Source organism: Arhodomonas sp. KWT, from assembly GCF_010993615.1.
In genome coordinates, this window is record NZ_WNXE01000003.1 from 24,729 (window position 1) to 48,490 (window position 23,762).

Annotated in this window: 26 protein-coding genes and 1 tRNA gene; 19 read left to right on the forward strand and 8 right to left on the reverse strand. The window is 70.0% G+C overall.

Translation table 11 applies throughout. The features are described 5' to 3' along the window. Positions 1-5: 5 nt before the first annotated feature. Positions 6-440, forward strand: coding sequence for an RNA polymerase-binding protein DksA (gene dksA / locus G7A99_RS01620; RefSeq protein ID WP_018719211.1), 435 nt, complete (start codon positions 6-8; stop codon positions 438-440). A gap of 298 nt (positions 441-738) precedes the next feature. Here the strand turns inward: dksA and prfA are convergent, their stop codons facing one another. Both prfA and hemA read right to left on the reverse strand, forming a co-directional pair. Then, positions 739-1,830, reverse strand: a complete 1,092-nt coding sequence (gene prfA / locus G7A99_RS01625; RefSeq protein WP_018719210.1) for a peptide chain release factor 1 — start codon at positions 1,828-1,830, stop codon at positions 739-741. Further along, on the reverse strand, positions 1,827-3,101 hold the full coding sequence (gene hemA, locus G7A99_RS01630; protein WP_040409614.1) for a glutamyl-tRNA reductase: 1,275 nt from the start codon (positions 3,099-3,101) through the stop codon (positions 1,827-1,829). The genes prfA and hemA overlap by 4 nt, the downstream gene beginning before the upstream one ends. Before the next feature lie 160 nt (positions 3,102-3,261). Here hemA and G7A99_RS01635 point away from each other — a divergent pair, with 160 nt between their 5' ends. From G7A99_RS01635 to ychF, 8 genes are all read left to right on the forward strand, one after another. Then, complete coding sequence (locus G7A99_RS01635) at positions 3,262-4,959, forward strand: tetratricopeptide repeat protein (RefSeq protein WP_018719208.1); 1,698 nt, start codon at positions 3,262-3,264, stop codon at positions 4,957-4,959. Then, positions 4,956-5,573 (forward strand): lipoprotein insertase outer membrane protein LolB, encoded by a 618-nt coding sequence (gene lolB / locus G7A99_RS01640; RefSeq protein ID WP_163138696.1) that lies wholly within the window; start codon positions 4,956-4,958, stop codon positions 5,571-5,573. Before G7A99_RS01635 ends, lolB begins: the two co-directional genes overlap by 4 nt. Next, positions 5,549-6,472 carry a 4-(cytidine 5'-diphospho)-2-C-methyl-D-erythritol kinase gene (gene ispE, locus G7A99_RS01645; RefSeq protein ID WP_240466061.1) on the forward strand — a complete coding sequence of 308 codons (924 nt, stop codon included), beginning with the start codon at positions 5,549-5,551 and terminating at the stop codon, positions 6,470-6,472. The genes lolB and ispE overlap by 25 nt, the downstream gene beginning before the upstream one ends. Further along, positions 6,452-6,526, forward strand: a tRNA-Gln gene (locus tag G7A99_RS01650). Before ispE ends, G7A99_RS01650 begins: the two co-directional genes overlap by 21 nt. A 57-nt stretch (positions 6,527-6,583) precedes the next feature. Then, positions 6,584-7,522: a ribose-phosphate diphosphokinase gene (locus tag G7A99_RS01655; protein WP_026321216.1), complete on the forward strand. Its 939-nt coding sequence runs from the start codon at positions 6,584-6,586 to the stop codon at positions 7,520-7,522. A gap of 76 nt (positions 7,523-7,598) precedes the next feature. Beyond that, positions 7,599-8,282 carry a 50S ribosomal protein L25/general stress protein Ctc gene (locus G7A99_RS01660; RefSeq protein WP_018719205.1) on the forward strand — a complete coding sequence of 228 codons (684 nt, stop codon included), beginning with the start codon at positions 7,599-7,601 and terminating at the stop codon, positions 8,280-8,282. A 39-nt stretch (positions 8,283-8,321) separates the two neighbouring features. Beyond that, positions 8,322-8,912 carry an aminoacyl-tRNA hydrolase gene (gene pth / locus G7A99_RS01665; protein WP_163138697.1) on the forward strand — a complete coding sequence of 197 codons (591 nt, stop codon included), beginning with the start codon at positions 8,322-8,324 and terminating at the stop codon, positions 8,910-8,912. A 46-nt stretch (positions 8,913-8,958) separates the two neighbouring features. Beyond that, positions 8,959-10,050, forward strand: coding sequence for a redox-regulated ATPase YchF (ychF, locus tag G7A99_RS01670; RefSeq protein ID WP_018719203.1), 1,092 nt, complete (start codon positions 8,959-8,961; stop codon positions 10,048-10,050). 33 nt (positions 10,051-10,083) lie between these two features. Here ychF and G7A99_RS01675 read toward each other — a convergent pair whose 3' ends face one another. Continuing rightward, positions 10,084-11,727: an NAD+ synthase gene (locus G7A99_RS01675; protein ID WP_163138698.1), complete on the reverse strand. Its 1,644-nt coding sequence runs from the start codon at positions 11,725-11,727 to the stop codon at positions 10,084-10,086. A 171-nt stretch (positions 11,728-11,898) separates the two neighbouring features. Here G7A99_RS01675 and glnB point away from each other — a divergent pair, with 171 nt between their 5' ends. Continuing rightward, positions 11,899-12,237, forward strand: a complete 339-nt coding sequence (gene glnB, locus G7A99_RS01680) for a nitrogen regulatory protein P-II (protein WP_018719201.1) — start codon at positions 11,899-11,901, stop codon at positions 12,235-12,237. A 22-nt stretch (positions 12,238-12,259) separates the two neighbouring features. On the opposite strand, the gene G7A99_RS01685 is transcribed toward glnB, so the two are convergent. After that, complete coding sequence (locus G7A99_RS01685; RefSeq protein ID WP_018719200.1) at positions 12,260-13,003, reverse strand: outer membrane protein assembly factor BamD; 744 nt, start codon at positions 13,001-13,003, stop codon at positions 12,260-12,262. 118 nt (positions 13,004-13,121) lie between these two features. On the opposite strand from G7A99_RS01685, the gene rluD reads away from it, so the two are divergent. Then, positions 13,122-14,090 carry a 23S rRNA pseudouridine(1911/1915/1917) synthase RluD gene (gene rluD, locus G7A99_RS01690; RefSeq protein ID WP_163138699.1) on the forward strand — a complete coding sequence of 323 codons (969 nt, stop codon included), beginning with the start codon at positions 13,122-13,124 and terminating at the stop codon, positions 14,088-14,090. A 23-nt stretch (positions 14,091-14,113) separates the two neighbouring features. Here rluD and G7A99_RS01695 read toward each other — a convergent pair whose 3' ends face one another. Beyond that, positions 14,114-14,770, reverse strand: coding sequence for a DUF1614 domain-containing protein (locus G7A99_RS01695; RefSeq protein WP_018719198.1), 657 nt, complete (start codon positions 14,768-14,770; stop codon positions 14,114-14,116). Between the two features lie 165 nt (positions 14,771-14,935). On the opposite strand from G7A99_RS01695, the gene G7A99_RS01700 reads away from it, so the two are divergent. The 7 genes from G7A99_RS01700 to G7A99_RS01730 all read left to right on the forward strand — a co-directional run bounded on the left by G7A99_RS01700 (position 14,936) and on the right by G7A99_RS01730 (position 21,522). Next, on the forward strand, positions 14,936-15,229 hold the full coding sequence (locus G7A99_RS01700; protein WP_163138700.1) for an FmdB family zinc ribbon protein: 294 nt from the start codon (positions 14,936-14,938) through the stop codon (positions 15,227-15,229). A 123-nt stretch (positions 15,230-15,352) separates the two neighbouring features. Then, on the forward strand, positions 15,353-17,137 hold the full coding sequence (aspS, locus tag G7A99_RS01705; protein WP_018719196.1) for an aspartate--tRNA ligase: 1,785 nt from the start codon (positions 15,353-15,355) through the stop codon (positions 17,135-17,137). Positions 17,138-17,250: 113 nt separating this feature from the next. Then, positions 17,251-18,834: a PAS domain-containing methyl-accepting chemotaxis protein gene (locus G7A99_RS01710; protein WP_163138701.1), complete on the forward strand. Its 1,584-nt coding sequence runs from the start codon at positions 17,251-17,253 to the stop codon at positions 18,832-18,834. Between the two features lie 51 nt (positions 18,835-18,885). Then, a complete protein-coding gene (locus tag G7A99_RS01715) occupies positions 18,886-19,380 on the forward strand; it encodes a DUF192 domain-containing protein (RefSeq protein ID WP_018719194.1) in 495 nt (164 codons plus the stop codon). Then, a complete protein-coding gene (locus G7A99_RS01720) occupies positions 19,377-20,000 on the forward strand; it encodes a LysE family translocator (RefSeq protein ID WP_018719193.1) in 624 nt (207 codons plus the stop codon). The genes G7A99_RS01715 and G7A99_RS01720 overlap by 4 nt, the downstream gene beginning before the upstream one ends. Further along, entirely contained in the window at positions 19,997-20,899 is a 903-nt protein-coding gene (locus G7A99_RS01725; RefSeq protein WP_018719192.1) for a DMT family transporter, read from the forward strand. Before G7A99_RS01720 ends, G7A99_RS01725 begins: the two co-directional genes overlap by 4 nt. 44 nt (positions 20,900-20,943) lie before the next feature. After that, positions 20,944-21,522, forward strand: a complete 579-nt coding sequence (locus G7A99_RS01730) for a peroxidase-related enzyme (protein ID WP_163138702.1) — start codon at positions 20,944-20,946, stop codon at positions 21,520-21,522. Here G7A99_RS01730 and folX read toward each other — a convergent pair. The 3 genes from folX to G7A99_RS01745 all read right to left on the reverse strand — a co-directional run bounded on the left by folX (position 21,519) and on the right by G7A99_RS01745 (position 23,016). Next, positions 21,519-21,896, reverse strand: coding sequence for a dihydroneopterin triphosphate 2'-epimerase (folX, locus tag G7A99_RS01735; protein ID WP_163138703.1), 378 nt, complete (start codon positions 21,894-21,896; stop codon positions 21,519-21,521). The genes G7A99_RS01730 and folX overlap by 4 nt on opposite strands. 7 nt (positions 21,897-21,903) lie before the next feature. Continuing rightward, on the reverse strand, positions 21,904-22,461 hold the full coding sequence (gene folE / locus G7A99_RS01740; RefSeq protein ID WP_163138704.1) for a GTP cyclohydrolase I FolE: 558 nt from the start codon (positions 22,459-22,461) through the stop codon (positions 21,904-21,906). Between the two features lie 75 nt (positions 22,462-22,536). Then, positions 22,537-23,016, reverse strand: coding sequence for a hypothetical protein (locus G7A99_RS01745; RefSeq protein ID WP_163138705.1), 480 nt, complete (start codon positions 23,014-23,016; stop codon positions 22,537-22,539). A 137-nt stretch (positions 23,017-23,153) separates the two neighbouring features. Here G7A99_RS01745 and G7A99_RS01750 point away from each other — a divergent pair, with 137 nt between their 5' ends. Next, a complete protein-coding gene (locus G7A99_RS01750; RefSeq protein WP_163138706.1) occupies positions 23,154-23,753 on the forward strand; it encodes a nitroreductase in 600 nt (199 codons plus the stop codon). The last annotated feature ends 9 nt before the right edge of the window (positions 23,754-23,762 follow it).

Here is a 23,762-nt window from a genome sequence, read left to right on the forward strand (position 1 = left end):
TCATCATGGCCGACAAGTCCAACACCCTGCCGGTTCGCGGGATCGAGCCGTATCAGCCGGCGGAGGGCGAGGAATACATGAGCGATGCGCAGCTCGAGCACTTCGAGCGGCTGCTCACGGCATGGAAGCGCCAGCTCCAGGAGGAGGTCGAGCGCACCATGAGTCATATGCGCGACGACGCCAACAACTACGCGGACCCCGCTGACCGGGCCACCCAGGAGGAGGAGTTCGCGCTGGAGCTGCGCACCCGCGACCGTGAGCGCAAGCTCATCCGCAAGATCGACCAGACCCTGGAGCGGATCCGCAAGGACGACTACGGGTTCTGCGAGCAGTGTGGTGTGGAGATCGGCCTGCGCCGTCTCGAGGCACGCCCCACCGCGACGCTGTGCGTGGACTGCAAGACACTCGAGGAGATCCGCGAGAAGCAGCGCGTGGCCTGATCCCCCGCGCGGCTTGTCGCCACCGGGGCCGGCGCAGTCACTGCGCCGGCCCTTTTCGTTGGTGCTTCGCAAAGTGGCGGGAGGGGGCGGTTGCGGACCGGCGATCGCCGGTGGTCTGGCGCAGCCGGTCCACGGTCGAAACGTTCCCCGCGCAGGTCGCACGCCTTTTCGGCGCACGATCCACGTGTCCGGGCGCTCCCGCTCCCCGGCCCCTCCGCCGTGAAGACGGTGCGGCCACGGGTGCGGACCGGGTGGCTCAGGGGGCCACGGTCTGTCGCGCGCCGGGACGTGGGAAGGGTTAGAGCGCCTCGTCGGCCATCGCCGCGAGCTGGTCCGCCTGGTGCTCGCGCATCAGCGGGCCTATCACCGGGTCCAGGTTGCCGGCCATGATCTCCTCGAGCTTGTAGAGCGTGAGGTTGATGCGGTGGTCGGTCACCCGGCCCTGGGGGAAGTTGTAGGTGCGGATGCGCTCGGAGCGGTCGCCGCTGCCCACGAGCTGCCGCCGGGCCTGGGTCTGTTCGGAGACCTGTGCGTCGCGTTCCCGGGCCATGATCTTCGCCTGGATGAGGCTCAGCGCCTTGGCGCGGTTCTTGTGCTGGGAGCGCTCGTCCTGGCACTCCACCACGATTCCCGTGGGCAGGTGGGTCATGCGCACGGCGGAGTCGGTCTTGTTCACGTGCTGACCACCGGCACCGGAGGCACGGAAGGTGTCCACCTTGAGGTCGGCGGGATTGATCTCGATCTCCTCGATCTCGTCCGCCTCCGGCAGGACCGCCACCGTACACGCCGAGGTGTGGATCCGTCCCTGGGACTCCGTCTCGGGTACGCGCTGGACGCGGTGGGCGCCGGACTCGAATTTCAGCCGCGAGTACACGCTCTCCCCGCTGACCCGGGCGATGAGCTCCTTGTAGCCGCCGTGCTCGCCGGGGCTGTCGGAGACGATTTCCACCCGCCAGCCCTGGTGCTCGGCGTAACGCGAGTACATCCGGAAGAGGTCGCCGGCGAACAGCGCGGCCTCGTCGCCGCCCGTGCCCGCGCGGATCTCCAGGTAGATGTCCTTGTCGTCATTGGGGTCGCGGGGGAGCATGAGCACCTCCAGCTCGCCCTCCAGCGACGCCAGGCGCTCGCCGAGCCCGGCGATCTCGTCCTCCGCCATGGCCCGCATCTCGCTGTCGTCCTCTTCGCGCATCTCTTCGGCGGCGCGGAGGTCGGCCTGGGTGCGGCGATAGGCGTTGAGCGTGCGGACCAGGGGTTCGAGCTGCGCGTACTCCCGGGACAGGCCGGTGAAGCGGCGCTGGTCGCCGATGACCTCCGGGTCCGCGAGCAGGGCCTCTATCTCCTGGTGACGCTCGGCGAGCTGGTCGAGCTTGCGTTGCAGGGAGTCCTTCACTTCGTGTCGCCCTCGTCGTCGTCCAGTCCCAGCACCCGCCGCGCCGCGCTCAGGGTGGCGCCGTCGCCCTGGCGGGCGGCCTGGCGCAGACCGATGGTCGGGCTGTGGAGGAGTTTGTTGGTCAGCGTGTGGGCGAGGTATTCGAGCACGTCGTCCGCATCGTCGCCGCGTTGCAGGCGCCGCCGGGCGCGGTTGAGCACCGCCTCCCGGTCCTGGTGGGCGCGCCGGCGCAGCGCCCGTATCGCCGAAACGGCGTCGAGTCCGCGCAGCCATTCCATGAAGCGTTCGGTCTGCACGGTGACGATGGTCTGCGCCTGCTCTGCCGCCGCCTGGCGTGAGCGCAGGTTGTCCTCGATGACCTCGCGCAGGTCGTCCACGGTGTAGAGATAGACGTCCGGCAGCTCGCCCACCTCGGCCTCGATGTCCCGCGGCACCGCGATGTCGACCATGAAGATCGGACGGTGGCGCCGGCGCTTGAGCGCGCTCTCCACGCTGCCCTTGCCCAGGATGGGCAGGGTTGCGGCGGTGGAGGCCACCACGATATCGGTGCTGTGGAGCCGGTGGGGGATCTCGCTGAGCCCGATGCCCTCGCCGCCGAGCTCCTCGGCGAGCTGCTCGGCGCGTTCCGGGCTGCGATTGGCAATAACGAGGCCGCCGATGCCCTGCTCGCGCAGGTGGCGAGCGGTGAGCTCGATGGTCTCGCCGGCGCCGATGAGCAGCGCGGTCTGACGTTCCAGGTCGCCGAAGATCTGGCGCGCCAGGCTGACCGCCGCGAAGGCCACGGATACCGGGTGCGCCCCGATTTCGGTCTCCGTGCGCACCTGCTTGGCCACGGAGAAGGCGTGCGTGAACAGCCGGTCGAGGGTCGGTCCGACCACCCCGGCGTCCGCCGCGGACTGCCAGGCAACCTTGGTCTGGCCGAGGATCTGGGGCTCGCCGATGACCAGCGAATCGAGACCGGCGGCGACGTTCATGAGATGGGTGACCGCCGCCTCGCCGCGGTGGACGTAGGTGTGCTCGGCGAGCCAGTCCGTCTCCAGGCCGTGGGCGCGTTCCAGCCAGCGGCGCAGCGTCTCGGGCCCGCAGTCGCCGTCCAGGACGGTGTAGAGCTCCGTGCGGTTGCACGTCGACAGCAGCACCGCTTCCTCGATGCCGGGCTGCCCGGTGAGCTCGCGCAGTGCTCCGCCCAGGCGTTCCGGCTCGAATACGACGCGCTCGCGGACCTCGATCGGCGCGGTCTTGTGGCTCAGTCCGAGGGTGACAACAGGCATGTGCAACCGGGCGGAGTGCGGAAAGCCGAATTGTAGAGCACTCCTGCGCTGATACAAACCACCGCCGCGGTATGCTCCCCGGCAAGGATGTGCTCGTGCCTGCGGGCGGGAAGGCAGTACACTGGGGCGCGGGTGGCGTCAGGGAAACAGCGAGGAGCGCATGCCACGATTCATCTTCCTGGTCGCGCTGGCGGCCGTCATCGCCGGTTGTGCGACGAACCGTGAGGCCGCGGAGCCGGGGCCGTCGCCGGTGGCGGAGGACGCCGCGGCGAGCGATCCCCACCAGGAACTCATCTACCAGCTGCTGGTGGGCGAGTTCGCGGGCAACCGGGGTGCGTTCGACCAGGCGGCGCAGGCCTACGGTGACGCGATGGCGCTTACCGACGACCCGGCGGTCGCCCAGCGGGCGGCCCGGGTGGCGCTGTACGCCGAGCGTTTCGATCTCGCCCGGACTGCCGCGCGGCGCTGGCTCGCGCTGGCGCCAGCCGCCCGGGAGCCCCACCGCATCCTCGCTGTCGTCGCCCTGCGGGAAGGGGATCCGGAGGCCGCGACGGAGTCCTTCCTCGCGTACCTCCCCGGTGACGGGGACACGCGGGACCAGGCGCTCTCGCGCCTGGGGGCGGCCCTTGCCCAGGAAGGCGACGCGAACGCGGCCATGGCGGTCGCCCGGGGGCTGGCCGGGCATTTCCCCGAGAGCGCGGCCGCGCAGTTGATGGCCGCCCGCGTGGCGCTGTCCACGGGTCGTGCCCGGTTGGCCCTGCAGTCTGCGCGCGCGGCGCTGCAGCTGCGGCCCGGCTGGCGGGCCGCAGCCCTTGTCGAGGTGGAGGCGCTGCGGCGCAGCGGCCGTGCGGGCGAGGCGCTGAAGCGGCTGGATGGCATGGTGGCCGATTCCCCCGGTGATTACGAGCTGCGGCTGGAGTACGCCCGGGCGCTGGCCGCCGCCGGCCGTTCCGGTGACGCCCTCGGCCAGTTCCACGCGCTGCTGGAGCGCCAGCCCGACGACGACCGTATCCTGCTATCCGGTGCGCTGCTGGCGCTTCAGTCCGGCCATCACGATCAGGCGCGGCGCTGGCTCAAGCGCCTGCTCGCGATCGAGACCCGCACCGACGCGGCCAACTACTATCTCGGCCGGCTCGCGCTGGACGAGGGGGATGCCGGTCAGGCGGTGGAGTACCTGCGCCGGGCCGGCGGCGAGTACGCCGTGGATGCCGCCCTGGCCGAGGCGACGGCTCTGGCCGCGGACGGCCGGATCGACGCCGCGCGCCAGCGGCTGCGCACGCTGCGGGACGACAACTCCGATGCCGCGGTGCAGGCGTATGCCACCGAGGCCGAGCTGCTGCGGCGCTCGGGGCGCCAGGCCGAGGCGCTGTCGGTGCTCGACGAGGCCCTGCAGGCACACCCCGGTGACGCCGATCTGCGTTATGCCCGTGCCATGGCGCGGATTCAGGCCGGCAGCCTCGAACAGGCCATCACGGACCTGGAAGCGGTCATCGATGCGGATCCGCAGAATGCCGCGGCGCTGAACGCGCTGGGCTATACCCTGGCCGACGGCAACCGCGACCTCGACCGTGCCGCCTCGCTGGTCTCCCGCGCCTACCAGCTCTCCCCGGACGATCCGGCGGTGGTGGACAGCATGGGCTGGGTGGCCTACCGCCAGGGGCGCCTCGAACAGGCCCTGGATTACCTGCGCCGGGCCGAGTCGCTCTCCGGCGGCGATCCGGAGATCGCCGCCCACCTGGGCGAGGTGCTCTGGCAGCTCGGCCGCAAGGACGAGGCGCGGCGCGTCTGGCGGGAGGCGCTCGAGGCCTATCCGGACCACGAGGTGCTGCGCAGCACCGTGGAGCGCTTCCAGCCATGACGGCGGTGCGGTTCCTGCGTGCGTTTGCCGCCGCGGTGCTGACGGCGGTGCTCGCCGGTTGCAGCGTCGCCCCGCCGACGCCGGGCGACGGCCGAGTGACCCTGCCGGTGGCGGACTGGCAGCCTGCCCCCGCCCCGGAGGCCTGGCGGCTGACCGGCCGGGCCGCTCTGCATGCCGGTGACGACGGTGGCACCGTCTCGGTGTTCTGGGAGAGCGGCGGGGATCGCTACCGGCTCACGCTCAACGGCCCCATCGGCTCCGGTGCGGTGCGCCTGGAGGGGAATGCCGGCGGCATCACCCTGCGTACCAGCGACGGCCGCGTGCGCCGTGCGGGCTCCGCGCGGGCCCTGCTCCGCGCGGAGACGGGCTACGACCTGCCGGTCTCTTACCTGCGCTGGTGGGTGCGGGCGCGGGCCGTCCCGGAGCTCGGCGGCCGGGTGCGCCTCGACGATGACGACCGCCCGGTGAGCCTTGTGCAGGACGGCTGGCACGTGACCTATGACGAGTTCCGGCGCGTGGACGGCTACTGGCTGCCCCACCGGCTGTCGGTGGAGCGCGGCGACGTCAGCGTGCGCCTGGCGGTGCGGGAGTGGCGCGCGGGACCGTCGTCGTGACCGCCGCTGCGGCGGAAGTATCTGCTGGCTGGCCGGCCCCGGCCAAGATCAACCGCTTCCTGCACATCGTCGGCCGGCGCGCGGACGGCTACCACGAGCTGGAGACGCTGTTTCAGTTTCTCGATCTCGCCGACGAGCTCGCATTCACCGTGAACGCGGCCGGCGGGGTCACCCGCGAGGGCGGCCCGCCGGGGCTCGCCGCGGAGGCGGACCTGGTGGTGCGGGCGGCAAGGGCGCTGCAGCAGGCGACCGGCTGCCCCCTTGGCTGCCATATCCGCGTGGACAAGCATCTGCCCGCCGGCGGCGGGCTCGGCGGTGGCAGTTCGGACGCGGCGACGACGCTGGTCGCGCTCAACGAGCTCTGGGGGACCGGGCTCGACACGGCGGCACTGGCCGCGATCGGGCTAACACTGGGGGCGGACGTGCCGGTGTTCGTCCACGGCCATGCGGCCTGGGCGGAGGGGGTGGGCGAGACCCTCACCCCGATGGCGCCGGACGAGCCCTGGTTCGTGATCATCGACCCGGCCGTAAGTGTCTCCACCGCGGAGGTATTCGGTGCGCCGAAATTGACACGCCATACGCCTCGTATCAGAATACCGCGCCTTGACACGGGGTCACTCGGCAATGACTGCGAAGCGGTCGTTCGCGAACGTTACCCGGCGGTCGGCGAGGCACTCGACTGGCTCGGCCGGTTCGCCGGCGCCCGCCTCAGCGGGACAGGCGGGTGCGTTTTCGCGCCTTTCGCCCGCGAGGACGAGGCGCGGAGCGTGTGCGCGCGGGTGCCGCCGCACTGGCGCGGCTATGTCGCCCGGGGCTTGAACCGTTCGCCGCTCGTCGCGCGGCGGGACGCGGTGCGTGCCGGTGACCCTGCGGACTACTGGGGCGTGGCCAAGCGGTAAGGCACGGGGTTTTGATCCCCGCATTCGCAGGTTCGAATCCTGCCGCCCCAGCCATTTTCCATCCTCGCCGCTGCAATCGACAGGTAGACCGTCGTGATTGAAAACGGACGCATGATGGTGTTTGCGGGCAACGCCAACCCGCAACTCGCCAACGCCGTTGCCGCCCATCTCAAGACCCGACTCGGCAATGCCCTGGTCTCGCGCTTCAGCGATGGCGAGGTGCAGGTGGAGATCAACGAGCACGTGCGCGGGCGCGACGTGTTCATCGTCCAGCCGACCTGCGCCCCCACCAATGACAACCTCATGGAGCTGCTGGTCATCGCCGACGCGTTGCGGCGCTCCTCGGCGGCGCGGATCACGGCGGTGATCCCCTATTACGGCTATGCGCGGCAGGACCGGCGCCCGCGCTCCCAGCGCGTGCCGATAACCGCCAAGCTCGCCGCGGACATGATCTCGGCGGCGGGCATCAACCGCGTGGTCACCGTGGATCTCCACGCCGATCAGATCCAGGGGTTCTTCAACGTTCCGGTGGACAACGTCTACGCCTCGCCGGTGCTGCTCGGCGACATCTGGCGCCAGGTCCATCCGAACAAGATCGTGGTCTCGCCGGACGTCGGCGGCGTGGTCCGCGCCCGTGCCATCGCCAAGCGCCTCGACGACGCGGAGCTGGCGATCATCGACAAGCGCCGGCCGCGGGCGAACGAGTCCAAGGTGATGAACATCATCGGCGACGTCAGCGACAAGACCTGCATTATCGTCGACGACATCGTCGACACCGCCGGCACCCTGTGCGAGGCCGCCAAGGCCCTCAAGGACAAGGGCGCCGGCAAGGTGGTGGCCTACATCACCCACGCGGTGCTCTCCGGGCCCGCGATCGACCGGATCAACGAGTCCCATCTCGACGAGCTGGTCGTCACCGACAGCATCCCGCTGTCCGAGGCCGGCGAGGCCTCCGGGAAGATCCGTGCGCTGACCCTCGCCGAGATGCTCGCCGAGACGATGCGCCGGGTGAACAACGACGAGTCGGTGAGCGAGCTGTTCGTCGAGTAACCACGCCGAACCTGGTCGCGGGGGAGGCGGCCGCCCGAAGGGGCGGTTCATTTCATAAACCAGGAGTAACACACCCATGAGCAGTGTCGAACTGAAGCTGGATGCCAGCGTTCGCACGGAGCAGGGCAGAGGTGCGAGCCGCCGCCTGCGCCGTGAGAAGCGGCTGCCGGCTATTGTCTACGGCGCCGGCAAGGGCGCGCAGGCCATCACGGTCAGCGAGCAGCAGGTCGGTCGCCTGATGCGCGAGGAGGCCTTCTTCTCCCAGATCATCGATCTGGCGGTGGACGGCAAGTCCGAGCAGGTCATCCTCAAGGACCTGCAGCGCCACCCCTTCAAGCCGCTGGTCAGCCACCTGGACTTCATGCGTGTGAAGGCCAACGAGAAGCTGCGCACCCACGTGCCGCTGCACTTCCTCAACGAGGAGACGGCGAAGGGCGTGAAGCAGGGCGGCGGTGTCATCCATCACGACCTGATCGAGGTCGAGGTGGAGTGCTACCCGCGCGACCTGCCGGAGTTCATCGAGGTGGACGTCCAGGACCTCGAGCTCGACAGCGCCATGCACCTCTCCGAGGTCAGCGTGCCCAAGGGCGTGACCCTGCCGGCACTGGGTGAGGACGCCGAGCACGACCCGGCGGTGGTCAGCATCCATGCGCCGCGCAAGGCGAAGGAAGAGGACGAGGAGGCCGCCGAGGAGGCGGAGGGCGGCGAGCAGCCGTCCGCCGAGGCCGAGGGCGGCGAAGAGGAGGGCGGCGAGGACTGATCATTCCTCGCGCCCTTCCGCGGCAGCGGAGGTCGGTTCATGGCGGGTGGCGACGCGCGGATCCGGTGCATCGTCGGGCTGGGCAATCCCGGCCCGCGCTACGAGCGTACCCGCCATAACGCCGGCTTCTGGTTTGTCGACGAGCTGGCCCGCCGCCACGGCGGGCAGCTCCGTGCCGCGCGCCGGTTCCACGGCGAGCATGCGCGCGTGTTCGTCGACGGCGTCGACGTGCACCTGCTCAAGCCCACCACGTACATGAATCACAGCGGCCGTGCCGTTCAGGCCCTGGCCCGGTTCTACGACATCGACGCCGCGTCGATGCTCGTCGCCCACGACGAGATCGACCTGCCGCCGGGCACTGTCCGGCTCAAGCGCGACGGCGGTCACGGCGGTCACAACGGCCTGCGGGACATCATCAAGGCCCTGGGGGCGCGCGACTTCGCCCGCCTGCGTCTGGGCGTCGGTCACCCGGGCAGCGCCGACCAGGTGATCCCCTACGTCCTCTCCAACGCCGGGCGCGACGAGCAGGCGGCCATCGACGGAGCCATCGACGAGGCGGCCTCGGTGCTGCCGTGGCTGCTCGCCGGCGACTGGGACCGCGCCTTCCAGCGTCTGCACACCGCCGCCTGAGGGCGACGGCCCGTCCCATTCAGCCTATTCCGGGAGCACAGTCGAGATGGGTTTCAAATGCGGCATCGTCGGCCTGCCCAACGTCGGCAAGTCGACCCTGTTCAACGCGCTCACGCGCAACGAGATCCCCGCCGAGAACTACCCCTTCTGCACCATCGATCCGAACGTGGGCATCGTGCCCGTGCCGGATCCGCGCCTGGAGCGCATCGCGGCGATCGTGCAGCCGGAGAAGGTGATCCCGACGACCATGGAGTTCGTCGACATCGCCGGGCTCGTTGCCGGGGCGTCCAAGGGCGAGGGGCTGGGCAACCAGTTCCTGGCCAACATCCGCGAGACCGATGCCATCGCCCACGTGGTGCGCTGCTTCGACAGCGGCGACGTCCACCACGTCGAGGGCCGGGTGGACCCGGTGTCGGACGTGGAGACCATCAACACCGAGCTCGCGCTCGCGGACCTGGAGACGGTGGCGAAGGCGCTGCAGCGCTACGAGCGCCAGGCCAAGTCCAACGACAAGACGGCCATCGCCTACCGTGACGAGCTCAAGCGCATCCACGCCGCCCTGGACGAGGGCACGCCGGTGCGCGCCCTGAGCTTCGCGGAGCATGTCCGCCCGCTGCTCGGCGAGCTGCACCTGCTCACCGCCAAGCCGGTGCTCTATGTGGCCAACGTTGCCGAGGACGGCTTCGCTGACAACCCGCACCTGGACGCGCTGCGTGCCTATGCCGAGGCCGAGGGTGCCGGCGTGGTGACCGTCTGCGCGGCCATCGAGGCGGAGCTCGCGGTGCTCGACGACGATGACAAGGCGGACTTCCTCGCCGAGTACGGCCTCGAGGAGCCGGGCCTGAACCGGGTGATCCGGGCCGGCTACGGGCTGCTCGGGCTGCAGACCTTCTTCACCGCCGGACCCAAGGAGGTGCGTGCCTGGACGGTGGCGATCGGTGCGACCGCGCCCCAGGGGGCCGGGCGGATCCATACCGACTTCGAGCGCGGCTTCATCCGGGCCGAGGTCATCGCCTACGACGATTTCATCGCCTGCAACGGCGAGCAGGGGGCGAAGGAGGCGGGGCGCCTGCGCCTGGAGGGCAAGGAGTATGTCCTCCAGGAAGGCGACATCTGCCACTTCCGCTTCAACGTGTGAGCGCGCACCGCGCGCCCACACCGGCCGCCCGGGTCAGCGCCGGGGTGCGTCGATCCGCGAGAATCCCGACGTGATCGGGTAACGGCGGTCCCGGCCGAAGGCCTTGGTGGTGATCTTCACCCCCGGCGGCGCCTGGCGGCGCTTGTACTCGTTGCCATGGAGCATGCGTACGACCCGACGGACCGTGGTCTCGTCGTGGCCCGCGGCAACGATCTCGTCGATGCCGGCGTCCTCCTCGACGTAGGCGGCGAGGATGCTGTCGAGCTCCGGGTACTCCGGCAGGCTGTCGGAGTCGCGCTGGTCCGCGCGCAGCTCGGCGGTCGGTGCCTTGGCGAAGATATTCTGCGGGATCACCGCCGAGCGCTCGTTGCGGTAGGCGGCGAGCCGGTAGGCCTCGGTCTTGAACACATCCTTCAGCGGTGCGAAGCCGCCGACCATGTCCCCGTAGAGGGTGGCGTAGCCCACCGCCAGTTCGCTCTTGTTGCCGGTGGCAAGCACCAGTCGGCCGAACTTGTTGGACAGCGCCATCAGCAGTGTGCCGCGGCTGCGGGACTGTAGGTTCTCCTCGGTGACGTCGGGCGGGGCGTCGCCGAATACCGGCGCCAGGGCCTCCAGGAAGGCGCCGAAGATCCCTTCGATGGCGATGCTGTGGTAGTGCACGCCGAGGTTTCGGGCGAGCTCGGCGGCATCGGTGTGGCTGGTGTCGGAGGTGTAGCGGCTCGGCATCATCACGCACTCGACGCGTTCCGGGCCGAGGGCGTCCACGGCGATGGCCGCCACCAGGGCGGAGTCCATCCCGCCGGAGAGGCCGATTAACACCCCGGGAAAGCCGTTCTTCTCGACGTAGTCCCGCACGCCCCAGACCAGGGCGTCGTAGACGCAGGCCTCTTCAGAGACATCCTCGCAGATATCGCCGTCCACCGGGCGCCAGCCGCTGCCGCCGCGGGCGAGATCCACCGGGTAGAGTCCGGTCTCGAAGCGCGGGGCGCGCACGGCGAGTCCGCCGTCGGCGTCGAAGGCGCAGGAGCCGCCGTCGTAGACGACCTCGTCCTGGCCGCCGGCCATGTTGCAGTAGACGATGGGCACGCCGGCCTCGCCGATGCGCTCGCGCAGCACTGACTCCCGCGCCGCCCACTTCTTGTGGTCGAACGGCGAGGCGTTGAGGTTGGCGACGACGTCGGCGCCGGTCTCCGCGGACAGGGTTACCGGTCCCGGGTGCCAGGCGTCCTCGCAGATGGTGACGCCGAGGCGGCAGCCGTCGATATCGACGACGCAGGGTGCGCCGCCGGCGTCGAAGTAGCGCCGGTCATCGAATACGCCGTAGGTCGGCAGGTGGTACTTGTCATAGACGTCGGTCACGCGCCCGTCGCGAATGACGTAGGCGCTGTTGTACAGCGCGTCGCCGTCCTGGCGGGGGGCGCCGACCACGAGGGTGACACCGTTCACCTCGGCGCACAGCCGCTCGATGCCCCGTTCTACCGCGCGGATGAAGTCATTGCGCAGCAGCAGGTCGTCCGGCGGGTAGCCCGTGAGCGTGAGCTCCGGGAAGATCACCGCGTCGGCGGCCAGCTCGTCCCGGGCACGGGCGGCGGCGCGGACCACGATCTCGGTGTTGCCCGGCACGTCCCCCACCAGGAGGTTCAGCTGGGCCATGACGAGGCGGATACGGTCGCTCATAACGGTGCTGTCTGCAGGCCTGTTGTGTGTGCGGCAATGCTACCGAAAAAGCGGCGCGGACGCGCGTCCCGCCATGCCCGCCGGCCCGTTCGGCGCCGGCGGCGCTTTCGGTCGCCGCCCGCCAGGGGGTAAACTCGCGGCTTACCGGGGAGACGACTCAGGAGCCACCCAATGAAGAAGGTTGAAGCGATCATCAAGCCGTTCAAGCTCGACGACGTGCGCGAGGCGCTCTCGGAGATCGGCATAACGGGGATGACGGTCACGGAAGTCAAGGGCTTCGGGCGTCAGAAGGGCCACACCGAACTCTATCGCGGCGCGGAGTACGTGGTGGACTTCCTGCCCAAGATGCGCGTGGAGATCGTGGTCGCCGACGGCCAGGTGGAGCGTTGCCTGGAGGCCATCAACCAGGCGGCGCAGACGGGCAAGATCGGCGACGGCAAGATCTTCGTCACGCCGGTGGAGCGGGTGATCCGCATCCGCACCGGCGAGGAGGACGAGCAGGCGATCTGACCGCCGCCGCGGCGGGCCCGGTTCAGGCGTCCGCCGCGCTCATTCCGTTGCGCTCGAGCACGCGGCGTACGTCACGCCGCAGCGACGGCATCTCCAGCCGGCCGTAGACCCGTTCCAGCAGACTGAGTGCCGGTGCCACCGCCGGGGCCCCCTCGTACTCGCGGATGATATGCGTGGCGCGGTTTGCCGCCGCCACCCAGGCCTTGCGGTCGGCGTAGAACGAGGCGATCTGCATCTCGTGCTCGGCGAGCTGGTCGCGGATCGCACGCATGCGATCGCGGGCATTGGCGACGTAGTCGCTGTCCGGATAGCGCTCGATGAGCGTGCGGAAGGCGTCGAACGCCTTGCGCAGCGGTTCCGGGTCACGCGCGGCGCGGTCGATATTGAGCAGGTCGTCCAGGAAGCCCTGGCCCTGCTCCTGCTGGGCCACACCCTTCATATACCAGGCGTAGTCCACGCGCGGGTGGCGCGGGTTGAGCCGGATGAACCGCTCCGCGGCGGACACCGCCGAGGCCGGCTCCTCGTTCTTGTGGTAGACGTAGATGATGTCGAGCTGTGCCTGCTCCGCATAGGTGCCGAACGGGTAGCGCGCCTCCAGCGTCTCCAGACGGTTGGCGGCGAGGTCGTAGTCGCCGCGCTGCCAGGCGGCCCGCGCGTTCTGGTAGAGCGTGGCGGCGGACAGGTCCTGATCGGGCTGCTTCTCCGGTCCGCTCGCACAGGCGGTGAGGATCAGCGCGGTGAGCAGCAGGGACAGGGCTCGCTTCATGGCGTGCTCTCAAGGCAATGACTAAAGACGCTATTCTAGGGTGCCGCCGCGCTATGATCCACCGCGCCGCGGTGGGCCGCACGCGGTGGCACGCAACGGTGACAGGTAATCGATCACGATGAGCACGCAGACGGTACACGAACAGGCCGAGATACCCGCCGGGCTGGCGGGGTGGCGGCTGGACCGCGCCCTCGCGGAGCTCTTCCCCGACTATTCCCGCAGCCGGCTGCAGAAGTGGCTCAAGTCCGGGGCGATCACCGTCGACGGCCGGGTGCCACGGCCCCGGGACAGCGTCGCCGGCGGCGAGCGTGTTGTGGTCGACGCGGCCCTGGAGGCGGCGGACGCGGTCACCGGACAGGCCCTGCCGCTGGACGTGCGCTACCAGGACGACTCGCTGATCGTCATCGCCAAGCCCGCCGGCCTCGTCGTCCACCCCGGCGCCGGCAACCACGACGGTACCCTGCAGAACGCGCTGCTCCACCACTTCCCGGAGCTGGCCGCGCTGCCCCGTTCCGGGATCGTCCACCGGCTCGACCGCGACACCTCCGGGGTGATGGTCGTTGCCCGCAGCCTCGCCGCCCACCGCTCGTTGGTCGAACAGCTCCAGGAGCGGCGGATGGGCCGGGAATACCTAGCCGTGGTGGCCGGCGTGTTCACCGCCGGCGGTCACGTGGATGCGCCCATCGGGCGTCATCCCCGCGAACGCACGCGCATGGCCGTGCGCGAGGGCGGTCGCGCGGCGGTCACGCACTACCGTATCGCCGAGCGTTTCCCGGCGCACACGCTGCTGCGCTGCCGGCTCGAGAGCGGGCGGACCCATCAGATCCGTGTGCACATGGCCCACATCCGCCATCCCATCGTGGGGGATCCGGTCTACGGGGGTCGCATGCGTCTGCCGCCGGGGGCGGACGAGGCGGTGACCGCGGCGCTGCGCGGATTCCGCCGCCAGGCGCTGCATGCCGAGCGGCTGATGCTCAGTCACCCGGAGACCGGCGACGCCATGGAGTGGACGGTGGCGCCGCCGGAAGACTTCCTGGCCCTGTGCGAGGCCCTGCGGGCGCACCGCGATCGCGGGCCGGACGGCTGACCCGCCCCGCGATCGGTGGGGTATCAGGCGAGCAGCACCGCGACGATGCCGGTGATGAACACCCCGTCGAAGGTGCCGGCGCCGCCGATCGAGGCCACCGGTGCGCCGAGCCGTCCCACGTCGCGCAGGCGCAGGATGTCGGCGCCGATCAGCACCCCCAGGGTCCCGCAGATGTAGGCCAGCGGTGCGCTGGCCTCCGGCTGCAGGGCGACCGCGGTGATGGCGGCGGTGATCGGCGCGATGAACACCGGCATGCCGATGCCCACGCCGCGCACCGGGCGGCTGAAGAGGTAACAGACCAGGGCCTGGATGGCCACGGCGACCAGCACCGGCAGCGGCGCGAGGGCGCTGCGCGAGAGCAGGTAGACCGAGAAGGCGAGGGGCACGAGTCCGCCGCCGACGTTCATCGCCACCAGCACCTTGCCTTCCGGGATCTCTCGGAGCATGCCCTTCATCCACGGCGGGGGCCTGCGCCAGCGCGGGTCGCGCTCGCCCTCGGCGTCCAGGGTGAACAGCGGCAGGTTGACCCCGCTGCCGATCAGCGAGGTGAACAGCAGCAGCATCGCCGAGCCCCCGGAGAGCCCGAGCTTGCCGAACGCGATGGTCAGCGCGCCCACCTGTACCAGCGCGAACAGGAAGGCGAGCAGGAAAGCCCCCACCAGCAGTGTCAGCGGATTCACGCGCCCTCCCGTAAACGGCCCGGCTCCGGTGGATTCCGGCCACACGGCCACCCTTTCTACGGTATCATTGACACCATTCCGGCGGCGCGCTTGGTTCCCTGCGAGAATGCCCCTATCTTCGAGGGGGAAATCCCGCCGGTACCCACTCTGCATGAGGAACAGGACATGCCGATCTATGAATACCTCTGTGACGCCTGTGGTCACGAGCTCGAGGCGCTGCAGTCCATCAACGACGAGCCCCTCACCGAATGTCCCGAGTGCCATCGTCCGCAGCTGCGCAAGCGCATCTCCGCGGCCGCGTTCCGGCTCAAGGGCGGCGGCTGGTACGAGACCGACTTCAAGAAGGACAACCGCCGCAACCTCGCGGGCGACGGTGGGGGCGGCAGCAAGGGTGACTCCGGCTCTGGTGGTGGGTCCGGGGGCGGCTCCGGCGAGGGCAAGAAGACGGCGGCCAGCTGACGCGGCCGCCGCCGGGCGCGGTTGCGCGCCCCCCGGCAAGCTCTTAACATTGCCCGCCTCGTAATAATGCCCGCATCCGCGGGCCTTTTTCGTTTTCCGAGGACTGACAGGCGGTTCGGATTCATGCGCACTCATTACTGCGGCGGGGTTACCGAGGCCCTGCTCGACGAGACGGTCGAGGTCTGTGGCTGGGCACACCGGCGGCGGGATCATGGCGGCATCATCTTCATCGACCTGCGCGATCGTGAGGGTCTGCTCCAGGTGGTGTTCGACCCGGACGAGCGCGAGGCCTTCGAGCTCGCCGACACCGCGCGTAACGAGTACGTGCTGCAGGTGCGCGGGCGGGTCCGCCGCCGCCCGGAGGGCACGGAGAACCCGAACCTCGCCACCGGCCAGGTGGAGCTCTACGCTACCGGGCTCACGGTGCTCAACCGCGCCAAGACACCGCCGTTCCAGCTCGACGACACCGACGTCGGCGAGGACGTGCGCCTGCGCCACCGCTACGTGGATCTGCGCCGGCCGGAGATGCAGGAGCGCCTGCGCACCCGCGCCCGGGTGACCGGGGCGCTGCGCCGCTATCTCGACAGCAACGGCTTCCTCGACATCGAGACGCCGATGCTGACCCGCGCCACCCCGGAAGGCGCGCGGGACTTCCTGGTCCCGAGCCGCATGCATCCCGGCGAGTTCTACGCCCTGCCGCAGTCGCCGCAGCTGTTCAAGCAGCTGCTGATGATGAGCGGCATGGACCGCTACTACCAGATCACGCGCTGCTTCCGCGACGAGGACCTGCGCGCTGACCGTCAGCCCGAGTTCACCCAGCTCGATATCGAGACCTCGTTCATGGACGAGGAGGGGATCATGGGCCACATGGAGGCGATGATCCGCGGGCTGTTCGACGAGGTCCTCGGCGAGTCGCTGCCGGAGCCGTTCCCGCGCATGACCTATGCCGAGGCCGTCGACCGCTTCGGCATCGACCGCCCGGACCTGCGCATCCCGCTGGAGCTCGTGGAGGTCGCCGACCTGCTCACGGACGTGGAGTTCAAGGTCTTCGCCGCACCCGCCGCCGATCCCAAGGGCCGGGTCGCCGCCCTGCGGGTGCCCGGCGGCGCGGCGCTGACCCGCAAGGTGATCGACGAGTACACCGACTTCGTGGGCCGCTACGGCGCCAAGGGTCTCGCCTACATCAAGGTCAACGACCCGGCTGCCGGGCGCGAGGGCCTGCAGTCGCCGATCCTCAAGTTCCTGCCGGATGCCGCGGTCGAGGGCATCCTCGAGCGTACCGGTGCCGCGGCGGGGGACCTGGTCTTCTTCGGCGCGGACCGCGCTCGGGTGGTCAACGACGCCCTCGGTGCGCTGCGCGTACGCGTGGGCCACGACCTGGACATGGTCGAGCCGGGCTGGCGCCCGCTGTGGGTGGTCGACTTCCCGATGTTCGAGTATGACGAGGACGACGGCCGTCTCTACGCGCTCCATCACCCGTTCACCTCGCCCCAGACCACGGAGCCTGCGGAGCTTGACGGCCGGGACCCGGAAACGCTGCTTTCCCGCGCCTACGACATGGTCCTCAACGGCACCGAGATCGGCGGCGGTTCCATCCGTATCCACCGCCCGGATATGCAGTGGCGGGTCTTCGAGCTTCTGGGCATCGGCGAGGACGAGGCCCGCGAGAAGTTCGGCTTCCTGCTCAACGCCCTGGAGTACGGGGCGCCGCCCCACGGCGGCATCGCCTTCGGCCTCGACCGTCTGGTCATGCTCATGACCGGTGCGCACTCCATCCGCGATGTCATGGCGTTCCCCAAGACGCAGACCGCGACCTGTCTGCTCACCGAGGCACCCGCCGAGGTCGACGAGGCGCAGCTGCGCGAGCTCGGCCTGCGCATCCGCCGCACTGCCCGGACCGACACCTGATCGGTCCGGCGCGGTCGCCCCTGTTTAAGCATCGCCGTACCTGCCGATAACGGCCCCGTAAACAGGACGGGGCCCGGCGGACTTCGCCGGGCGTGTGGAGGAGATGCACGACCATGCGGGTCAACCAGCCGGTCACCCAGCGCGAACAGCCTGTACGTCCGGACGAACGGCTGATCAGCACCACCGACGAAGACAGCCGGATCCTCAGCGCCAACGAGGATTTCTGCCGTATCGCCGGTTTCAGTGAAGAAGAGCTTCGCGGTCAGCCGCACAATGTCATCCGCCATCCGGACATGCCGGAGGCGGTGTTCGAGAGCCTGTGGGCCAGCCTCAAGGCCGACCGCCCCTGGATGGGTGTGATCAAGAACCGCTGCCGGAACGGCGATCACTACTGGGTCAGCGCCTACGTCGCCCCGGTCTACGAGGACGGCAGGAAGGTTGGCTATCAGTCCGTGCGGACCATGGCGAGTGAGGCCGAGAAGGCACGTGCCGAGGCGCTCTATGCCCGGATGCGGCGAGGCCGTGCGGTCGTGCCATGGCACGCGCGTGTGGGCACGCGTCCGCTGCTTGCCGGAGCTGTTGGCGTATCGACATGGCTCGGCGTCGCCGCTGGTGCGTCGCTGCCACTGTGGCCGGCCCTGGGGGCGGCACTCATACTGACGCTGCTTGGTGTGGTGACGGTACTCATGCTGACCGGGCGCCTCGCCGCGGTCGCCGTCCGCGCGCGCGGGGTGTTTTCGAATCCCGTTGGCGAGCGGGTCTACGGCGACGGGCACGACGATGCCGCGCGCATCGACCTGGCGTTCGGCATGTACCGTGCCCAGCACGTCGCGATGCATACCCGTTTCCACAACGTGAGTGAGGCCCTGGCGGACAGCGGGAAGGCCACGGAAGGGGCCGCGGAGCGCAGTCGGGGGGCCATCAATACCCAGCGCGGTGAGATCGAGCAGGTCGCCACCGCCATGAACGAGATGTCCACCACCGTCCAGGAGGTCTCGCGCAGTACCGCCGAGGCGGCGTCCACCGCCGAGCAGGCGCTGACCCAGACCGGTGACGGGCGGACCCGGGTGGATGTGGCCGCGCGGGCGATGGAGCGGCTTGCCACGGACCTCGACGAGGCCGGCGAGGCGGTGGAGCGGCTCAAGGGCGATACCGACGGAATCCGCCATGTCCTCGACGTCATCCAGGGCATCTCCGAACAGACCAATCTGCTGGCGCTCAACGCCGCCATCGAGGCGGCGAGGGCGGGCGAGGCCGGGCGCGGTTTCGCCGTGGTCGCCGAGGAGGTGCGTGCCCTGTCCGGCCGGGTCAGTGCGTCCATCGGTGAGATCACCGGCATGATCGAGCGCCTCGAGGGGGGAGCGGGCACGGCGGTTGCGGGTATGGGCCGTAGCCGGGAGGCCGCCCGCGAGGTGACCGAGGGTGCCGAAGGTGCCCGTGGGGCGATGCACGAGATCGAGGAGGCGGTGCGCGGGATCAGCGACACGAACAACCGCATCGCGGCCGCCGTCGAGCAGCAGTCCGCCACGGCCGAGGAGATCAATCGCAGCGTCATCCAGGTGAACGACGGGTTCGCGGAGACGGAGAATGCCGCGGGGGATACCCGCGACACCAGCCGACGGCTGGTGTCGCTGGTGACCGAGCTCGAGGGGCTGCTCCGGCAGTTCGACCTGCTCGGGACCCGGCGGGATGATTGATACGGTTCCGCGGGCTGCCCAAGCCGGGCGGCGGCTGGCATACTCGCGGTCATGCGTGCCGCACCCCGTATCCTCCTGATCGCTTTCGTCACCGTTGGCGTGCTCGTCTTCGGCCGGCCCGGTCCGGCCGGGGGGGACGACCCGGAGTCCCGCGGTCTGGCGGTCTGGCGGGGCATGGAGCAGGCCCGGGTGATCCTGCCCGGCGATGCCGGCGCGTTGACGGTGCGCGTCGCCGACGAGGGCGACGAACGGGCCCAGGGCATGCAGTACGTGCCCGCCCCGGAGATCCGCCGTAATCCCATCTGGTTCAGCTATCCCGCCAGCCGGGTAACGCACTGGCACATGCACAACGTGGCCCTGCCGCTGGACATCGTCTGGATGGATGCGGACGGGCGCATTCTCGAGATCGCCCGTATGGAGCCCGGCCGGGATGGCTACCGTTCGCCCCCGGGCGTGCGTCACGCCCTGGAGCTCGCCGCCGGTACGGCGCGTCGCCTCGGCCTGGAGGTCGGCGACCGGCTGACCCCGCCCGGGCTGGTGCGATGACGCTGGCCGCGTGGCTCGCGCTGGCCGGGGTGTGCGTGCTCGGTGCCGTCTCTCCGGGGCCGAGCCTGGCGGTGGTGGTGCGTCACAGCGTGCGCCGCTCCCGGGCCCACGGGCTCGCGGCGGCCCTGGCCCACGCGCTGGGGGTGGGCGTATACGCGCTGCTGACCACCCTGGGCCTGGCGGCGGTGGTGACCGCGGACCCGCTGGTCTACCACGGTCTCGCCCTCGCCGGTGCGGCCTATCTCGCCTGGCTGGGGATCGGTGCGTTGCGCAGCGGGGGCGCGGCGCTGGAAGGGGCCGCCGGAGCGACGGTGCCCGTCGGCGTGGCCGGCGCCGCCCGTGACGGCTTCCTCATGGCCTTCCTCAATCCCAAGATCGCCGTGTTCTTCCTCGCGCTGTTCAGCCAGTTCGTCCATGCGGACATGGGCGTGGCCGAGGTCGGGGTGTTCTGGGCCACGGCCACGGTGGTGGACGGCGGCTGGTACGCGCTGGTGGCGACGGCGCTGACCCGCGGCCGCGTGCTTGCGTGGCTGCGCGGGCATGCGCTCTGGGTGGACCGGTTGACCGGAGTGGTGCTGCTGGTGCTCGCGGCGGTGACGCTGACACGGGTGCTCTCGTGAGCGCCGCGGCTGACGAGACGGGCCGGTCGCGGGCGGTGGCGCTGCTGGCGCTGTGTGCCACGGCGGTGTTCTGGGCGTCCGCCTTCCCGGCGGCCAAGGCGACCCTGGCCTACTACACGCCGATGGAGACGGTGTTCCTGCGTCTGTCCGTGGCCGGGCTGTGCTTCGCGCTGGTGCTCGTGCCCCGCGGGCGTGCCCGGCCCGCGGACTGGCGGCTCCTGCCGCGCATCGCCGTGCTCGGGCTGATCGGGGTGTTCGGCTACCAGAGCCTGCTGGCCGCGGGGCAGACGACGATAACCGCGAGTGCCGCGGGGCTGGTGATCACGGCGGTGCCGGTGTGCACGGCGCTGCTGGCGGCGCTGGTTGCCGGCGAACGGTTGCGTCCGCCGGCCTGGGCCGGGCTGGCCCTGGGGGCGCTCGGGGTGACGGTCATTACCCTCAACGAGGGGCTCGATCTCGGCAGCGTGCGCGGTGTGGGGCTGATCATCCTCGCCGCCGGGGTCACCGCGGTGTATTTCGTCTACCAGAAGCCGGTGCTGCGCGCGGAGCGGCCCACCGTGTTCCTCGCCTGGGCGGTGTGGATCTCGCTGGTGGCGAGCCTGCCGGTACTGCCGGGGCTGCCCGAGCGGGTGGCGGCGGCGCCGCTGGAGCCGACCCTCGCCGGCGTGTACCTCGGTGTCTTTCCGATGGCGCTCGGCTACGGATGCTATACCTTCGGGCTCTCGCGGCTGCCTGCAAGCATCGCCACGAGCTTCATCTATCTCCAGCCCCCGATATCGGTGCTGATCGCCTGGCTGTGGCTGGGCGAAACACCCACGGGACTGATATTCGCCGGCGGCGCACTGGCGCTCGCCGGCGTGGCCCTGGTCACCCGCTACGGGGTGGGCGGACGGCGTTGAGCCGCCCGCGCCCCGGGCGTGAATCCCCGCGAGGAGGAGCCGTCATGACCCAGCCTGATCACGTCACTGCCCTGGACCTGCCCTTCATGGACCCGGCGTCCATGGACGAGGACATGCGCCGCTACCTGGCCGTCTGCCAGGAGAAGCTGGGCATGGTGCCCAACGTGCTGCGTGCCTACAGCTTCGATCAGAACAAGCTGCGCAACTTCGTGTCCTTCTACAACGAGCTCATGCTCGGCGACTCCGGTCTCAGCCGCCTGGAGCGGGAGATGATCGCGGTGGTCGTCTCCTCGGTGAACCGCTGCTATTACTGCCTCGTCGCCCACGGCCAGGCGGTGCGGGCGCTTTCCGGGGATCCGACGCTCGGGGAGATGCTGGTGATGAACTACCGCGTCGCCGAGCTCGAGGCGCGCTCCGTCGCCATGCTCGATTTCGCCGTGGCGCTCACCGAGGATCCGGAATCCGTGGGCGAGGCGGACCGGGACGTGCTCCGTGACAGCGGGTTCAGCGACCGCGAGGTCTGGGACATCGCGGCGGTGGCGGCCTTCTTCAACATGACCAACCGTCTGGCTGCCGGGGTGGACATGATGCCCAACCCGGAATACCACGCGATGGACCGCTAGCGTACGTCGTCGTCCCGTCGGGCGGCCATGGCCAGCGATACGGAATCGGAGAAGCGCAGGGCGTGGGGCTTGTCCACCTCCACCTCCGCGCGCCGGACCTCCGGCGGGGCCATGGCGATGTCGAGGATGTCGCTGACCAGCTTCTCGAGCAGCAGGAAACGGTTGTCCTCGATGTGGGCGATGATGCGCTTGGTGATGCCCTTGTAGTCGAGGGCGTGCTCCACGTCGTCGCTGCGTGCCGCGGGCAGGGCGTCATAGTCGATGGTCACGTTGACCACCACGTCCTGGCGCTTCTCCTGCTCCTCGGTGTTGAAGCCGATGAACGTGCGCAGGCGCAGGTCCTTGATGCGAATGCGCGAGAGCTCGTGGCGCATCGCCGTGTCACCCCGATTTGATGAGCTGCAGGAATTCGTTGCGGGTCGACTGCGAGTGCCGGAAGGTGCCGAGCATCACCGACGTGCTCATCTCCGAGTTCTGCTTGGAGACGCCGCGCATCATCATGCACATGTGCCGGGCCTCGATCTGCACGCCGACGCCGCGGGCCCCGGTGACGTTCTGCACGGCCTCGGCGATCTCGCGGGTGAGCTGTTCCTGGATCTGCAGCCGGCGGGCATACATGTCGACGATGCGGGCCACCTTGGAGAGCCCGAGCACGCGGCCGTCGGGGATGTAGGCGACCTGGGCGCGGCCGAAGAACGGCAGCAGGTGGTGCTCGCACAGCGAGTACAGCTCGATGTCGCGTACGATGATCATCTCGTCGAGATCGGACTCGAACAGTGCGTCGTTGACCAGCGTGCCCAGGTCCTGCTGGTACCCCTCGGTCAGGAACTCGAACGCCTTGGCGGCGCGCTCCGGGGTCTTCGCCAGGCCCTCCCGGCCGACGTCCTCGCCGATGCCGGTGATGATCTGCTCGAAGTGGCTCGCAAGGGGGTGGGTCATCGTTCGTATGCCGTCCTGGTTGTGTAAAACTTTTGTAGCATAATTAGCGTGAGATTGTACAATCCGGCCGCCGGCTCAGCGCAGGGATGAGGGGTCCGCGCGCGGGCCCCGTGGCACCGCGTCCGCCGCGCCCAGGTCCTCGATGTGGCCGCGGAAGACGCGCAGCCACGCGGCGGCCTCCCGGACGAGATCGTCGGGGAGGGTTTCCGGTGAGTCGTCGCGGGTGACCCCGATGAGGCTGTAGCCGGACCAGCAGCGGGTCCAGCCGTCACGCTCGGGGCGGTACAGGCCCTCGCGCACGCGCAGCTCCGGGGTCGCACCGACGAGGGTCAGCGCCATCCCCACGCTCGGGGGCGTGGGAACCAGGGGAGCCGGAGCGGCCGGTGGGAGCACCCGGAGGCGCAGCCCGCGCAGCCGCAGTCGTGCGCTGGTGAACTCCAGACGGTGGAGCAGCGTGGCACGGGCGTCTGCCAGCCGTGCCGCGAGCCAGGCCTCATCGGCCCCCTCCGGCGGCGTGACCGCCTCGGCCCAGTGGTGGTAACTGTCTATCGCCATGCCGCGAATATCCTCAAACCGGAAAAATACCCAGCCTGGGGGTGGCTTTCAACGTTGGTCCGACCGTCGTGCCGCCGGCCTGGGCCGCGCCCGGCATGGTATCCTGAACCATCACTGATCGGCATGGGGACGCGTTCATGGCAGCGCAGACGCAGGCAGGCGCGGTGCGTGCCGCCGATGCGGCAACACCCGAACAGGCGGCGGAGCTCCTCCGCACGCGGCGCACCATCAACCGCTTCCGCCAGGACCCGCCGCCCCGCGACGCGGTGATCCGGGCGCTGGACCTTGCGCGCTGGGCCCCCAACCACCACCTCACCGAGCCCTGGCACTTCTATCTGATCGGCGAGGAGACCCGGCGCGCCATCATCGATCTGAACACCGACATGCTCACGGCCACCAAGGGTGCCGAGGCCGCCGAGGGCAAGCGTCGTAACTGGGAGGCCAAGCCCGGCTGGCTCGCGGTCAGCTGCGATCACTCCAGCAATGAGCTCCAGGCGTGGGAGGACTATGCGGCGTGCGCCTGCGCGATCCACAACATCGCGCTGTCGCTGTGGAGCGAGGGCATCGGCATGAAGTGGTCCACCGGCCCGGTGATCCGGGAGTCCCGCTTCTACGACCTGCTGTGGATCGACCCGGATATCGAGACGGTGATCGCCCTGATCTGGTACGGCTACCCGGACGAAGCTCCGGTGACCCACCGGGAATCCCTCGAATGCAGTCTCGTCGAGCTGCCCTGAGGCGGAGGT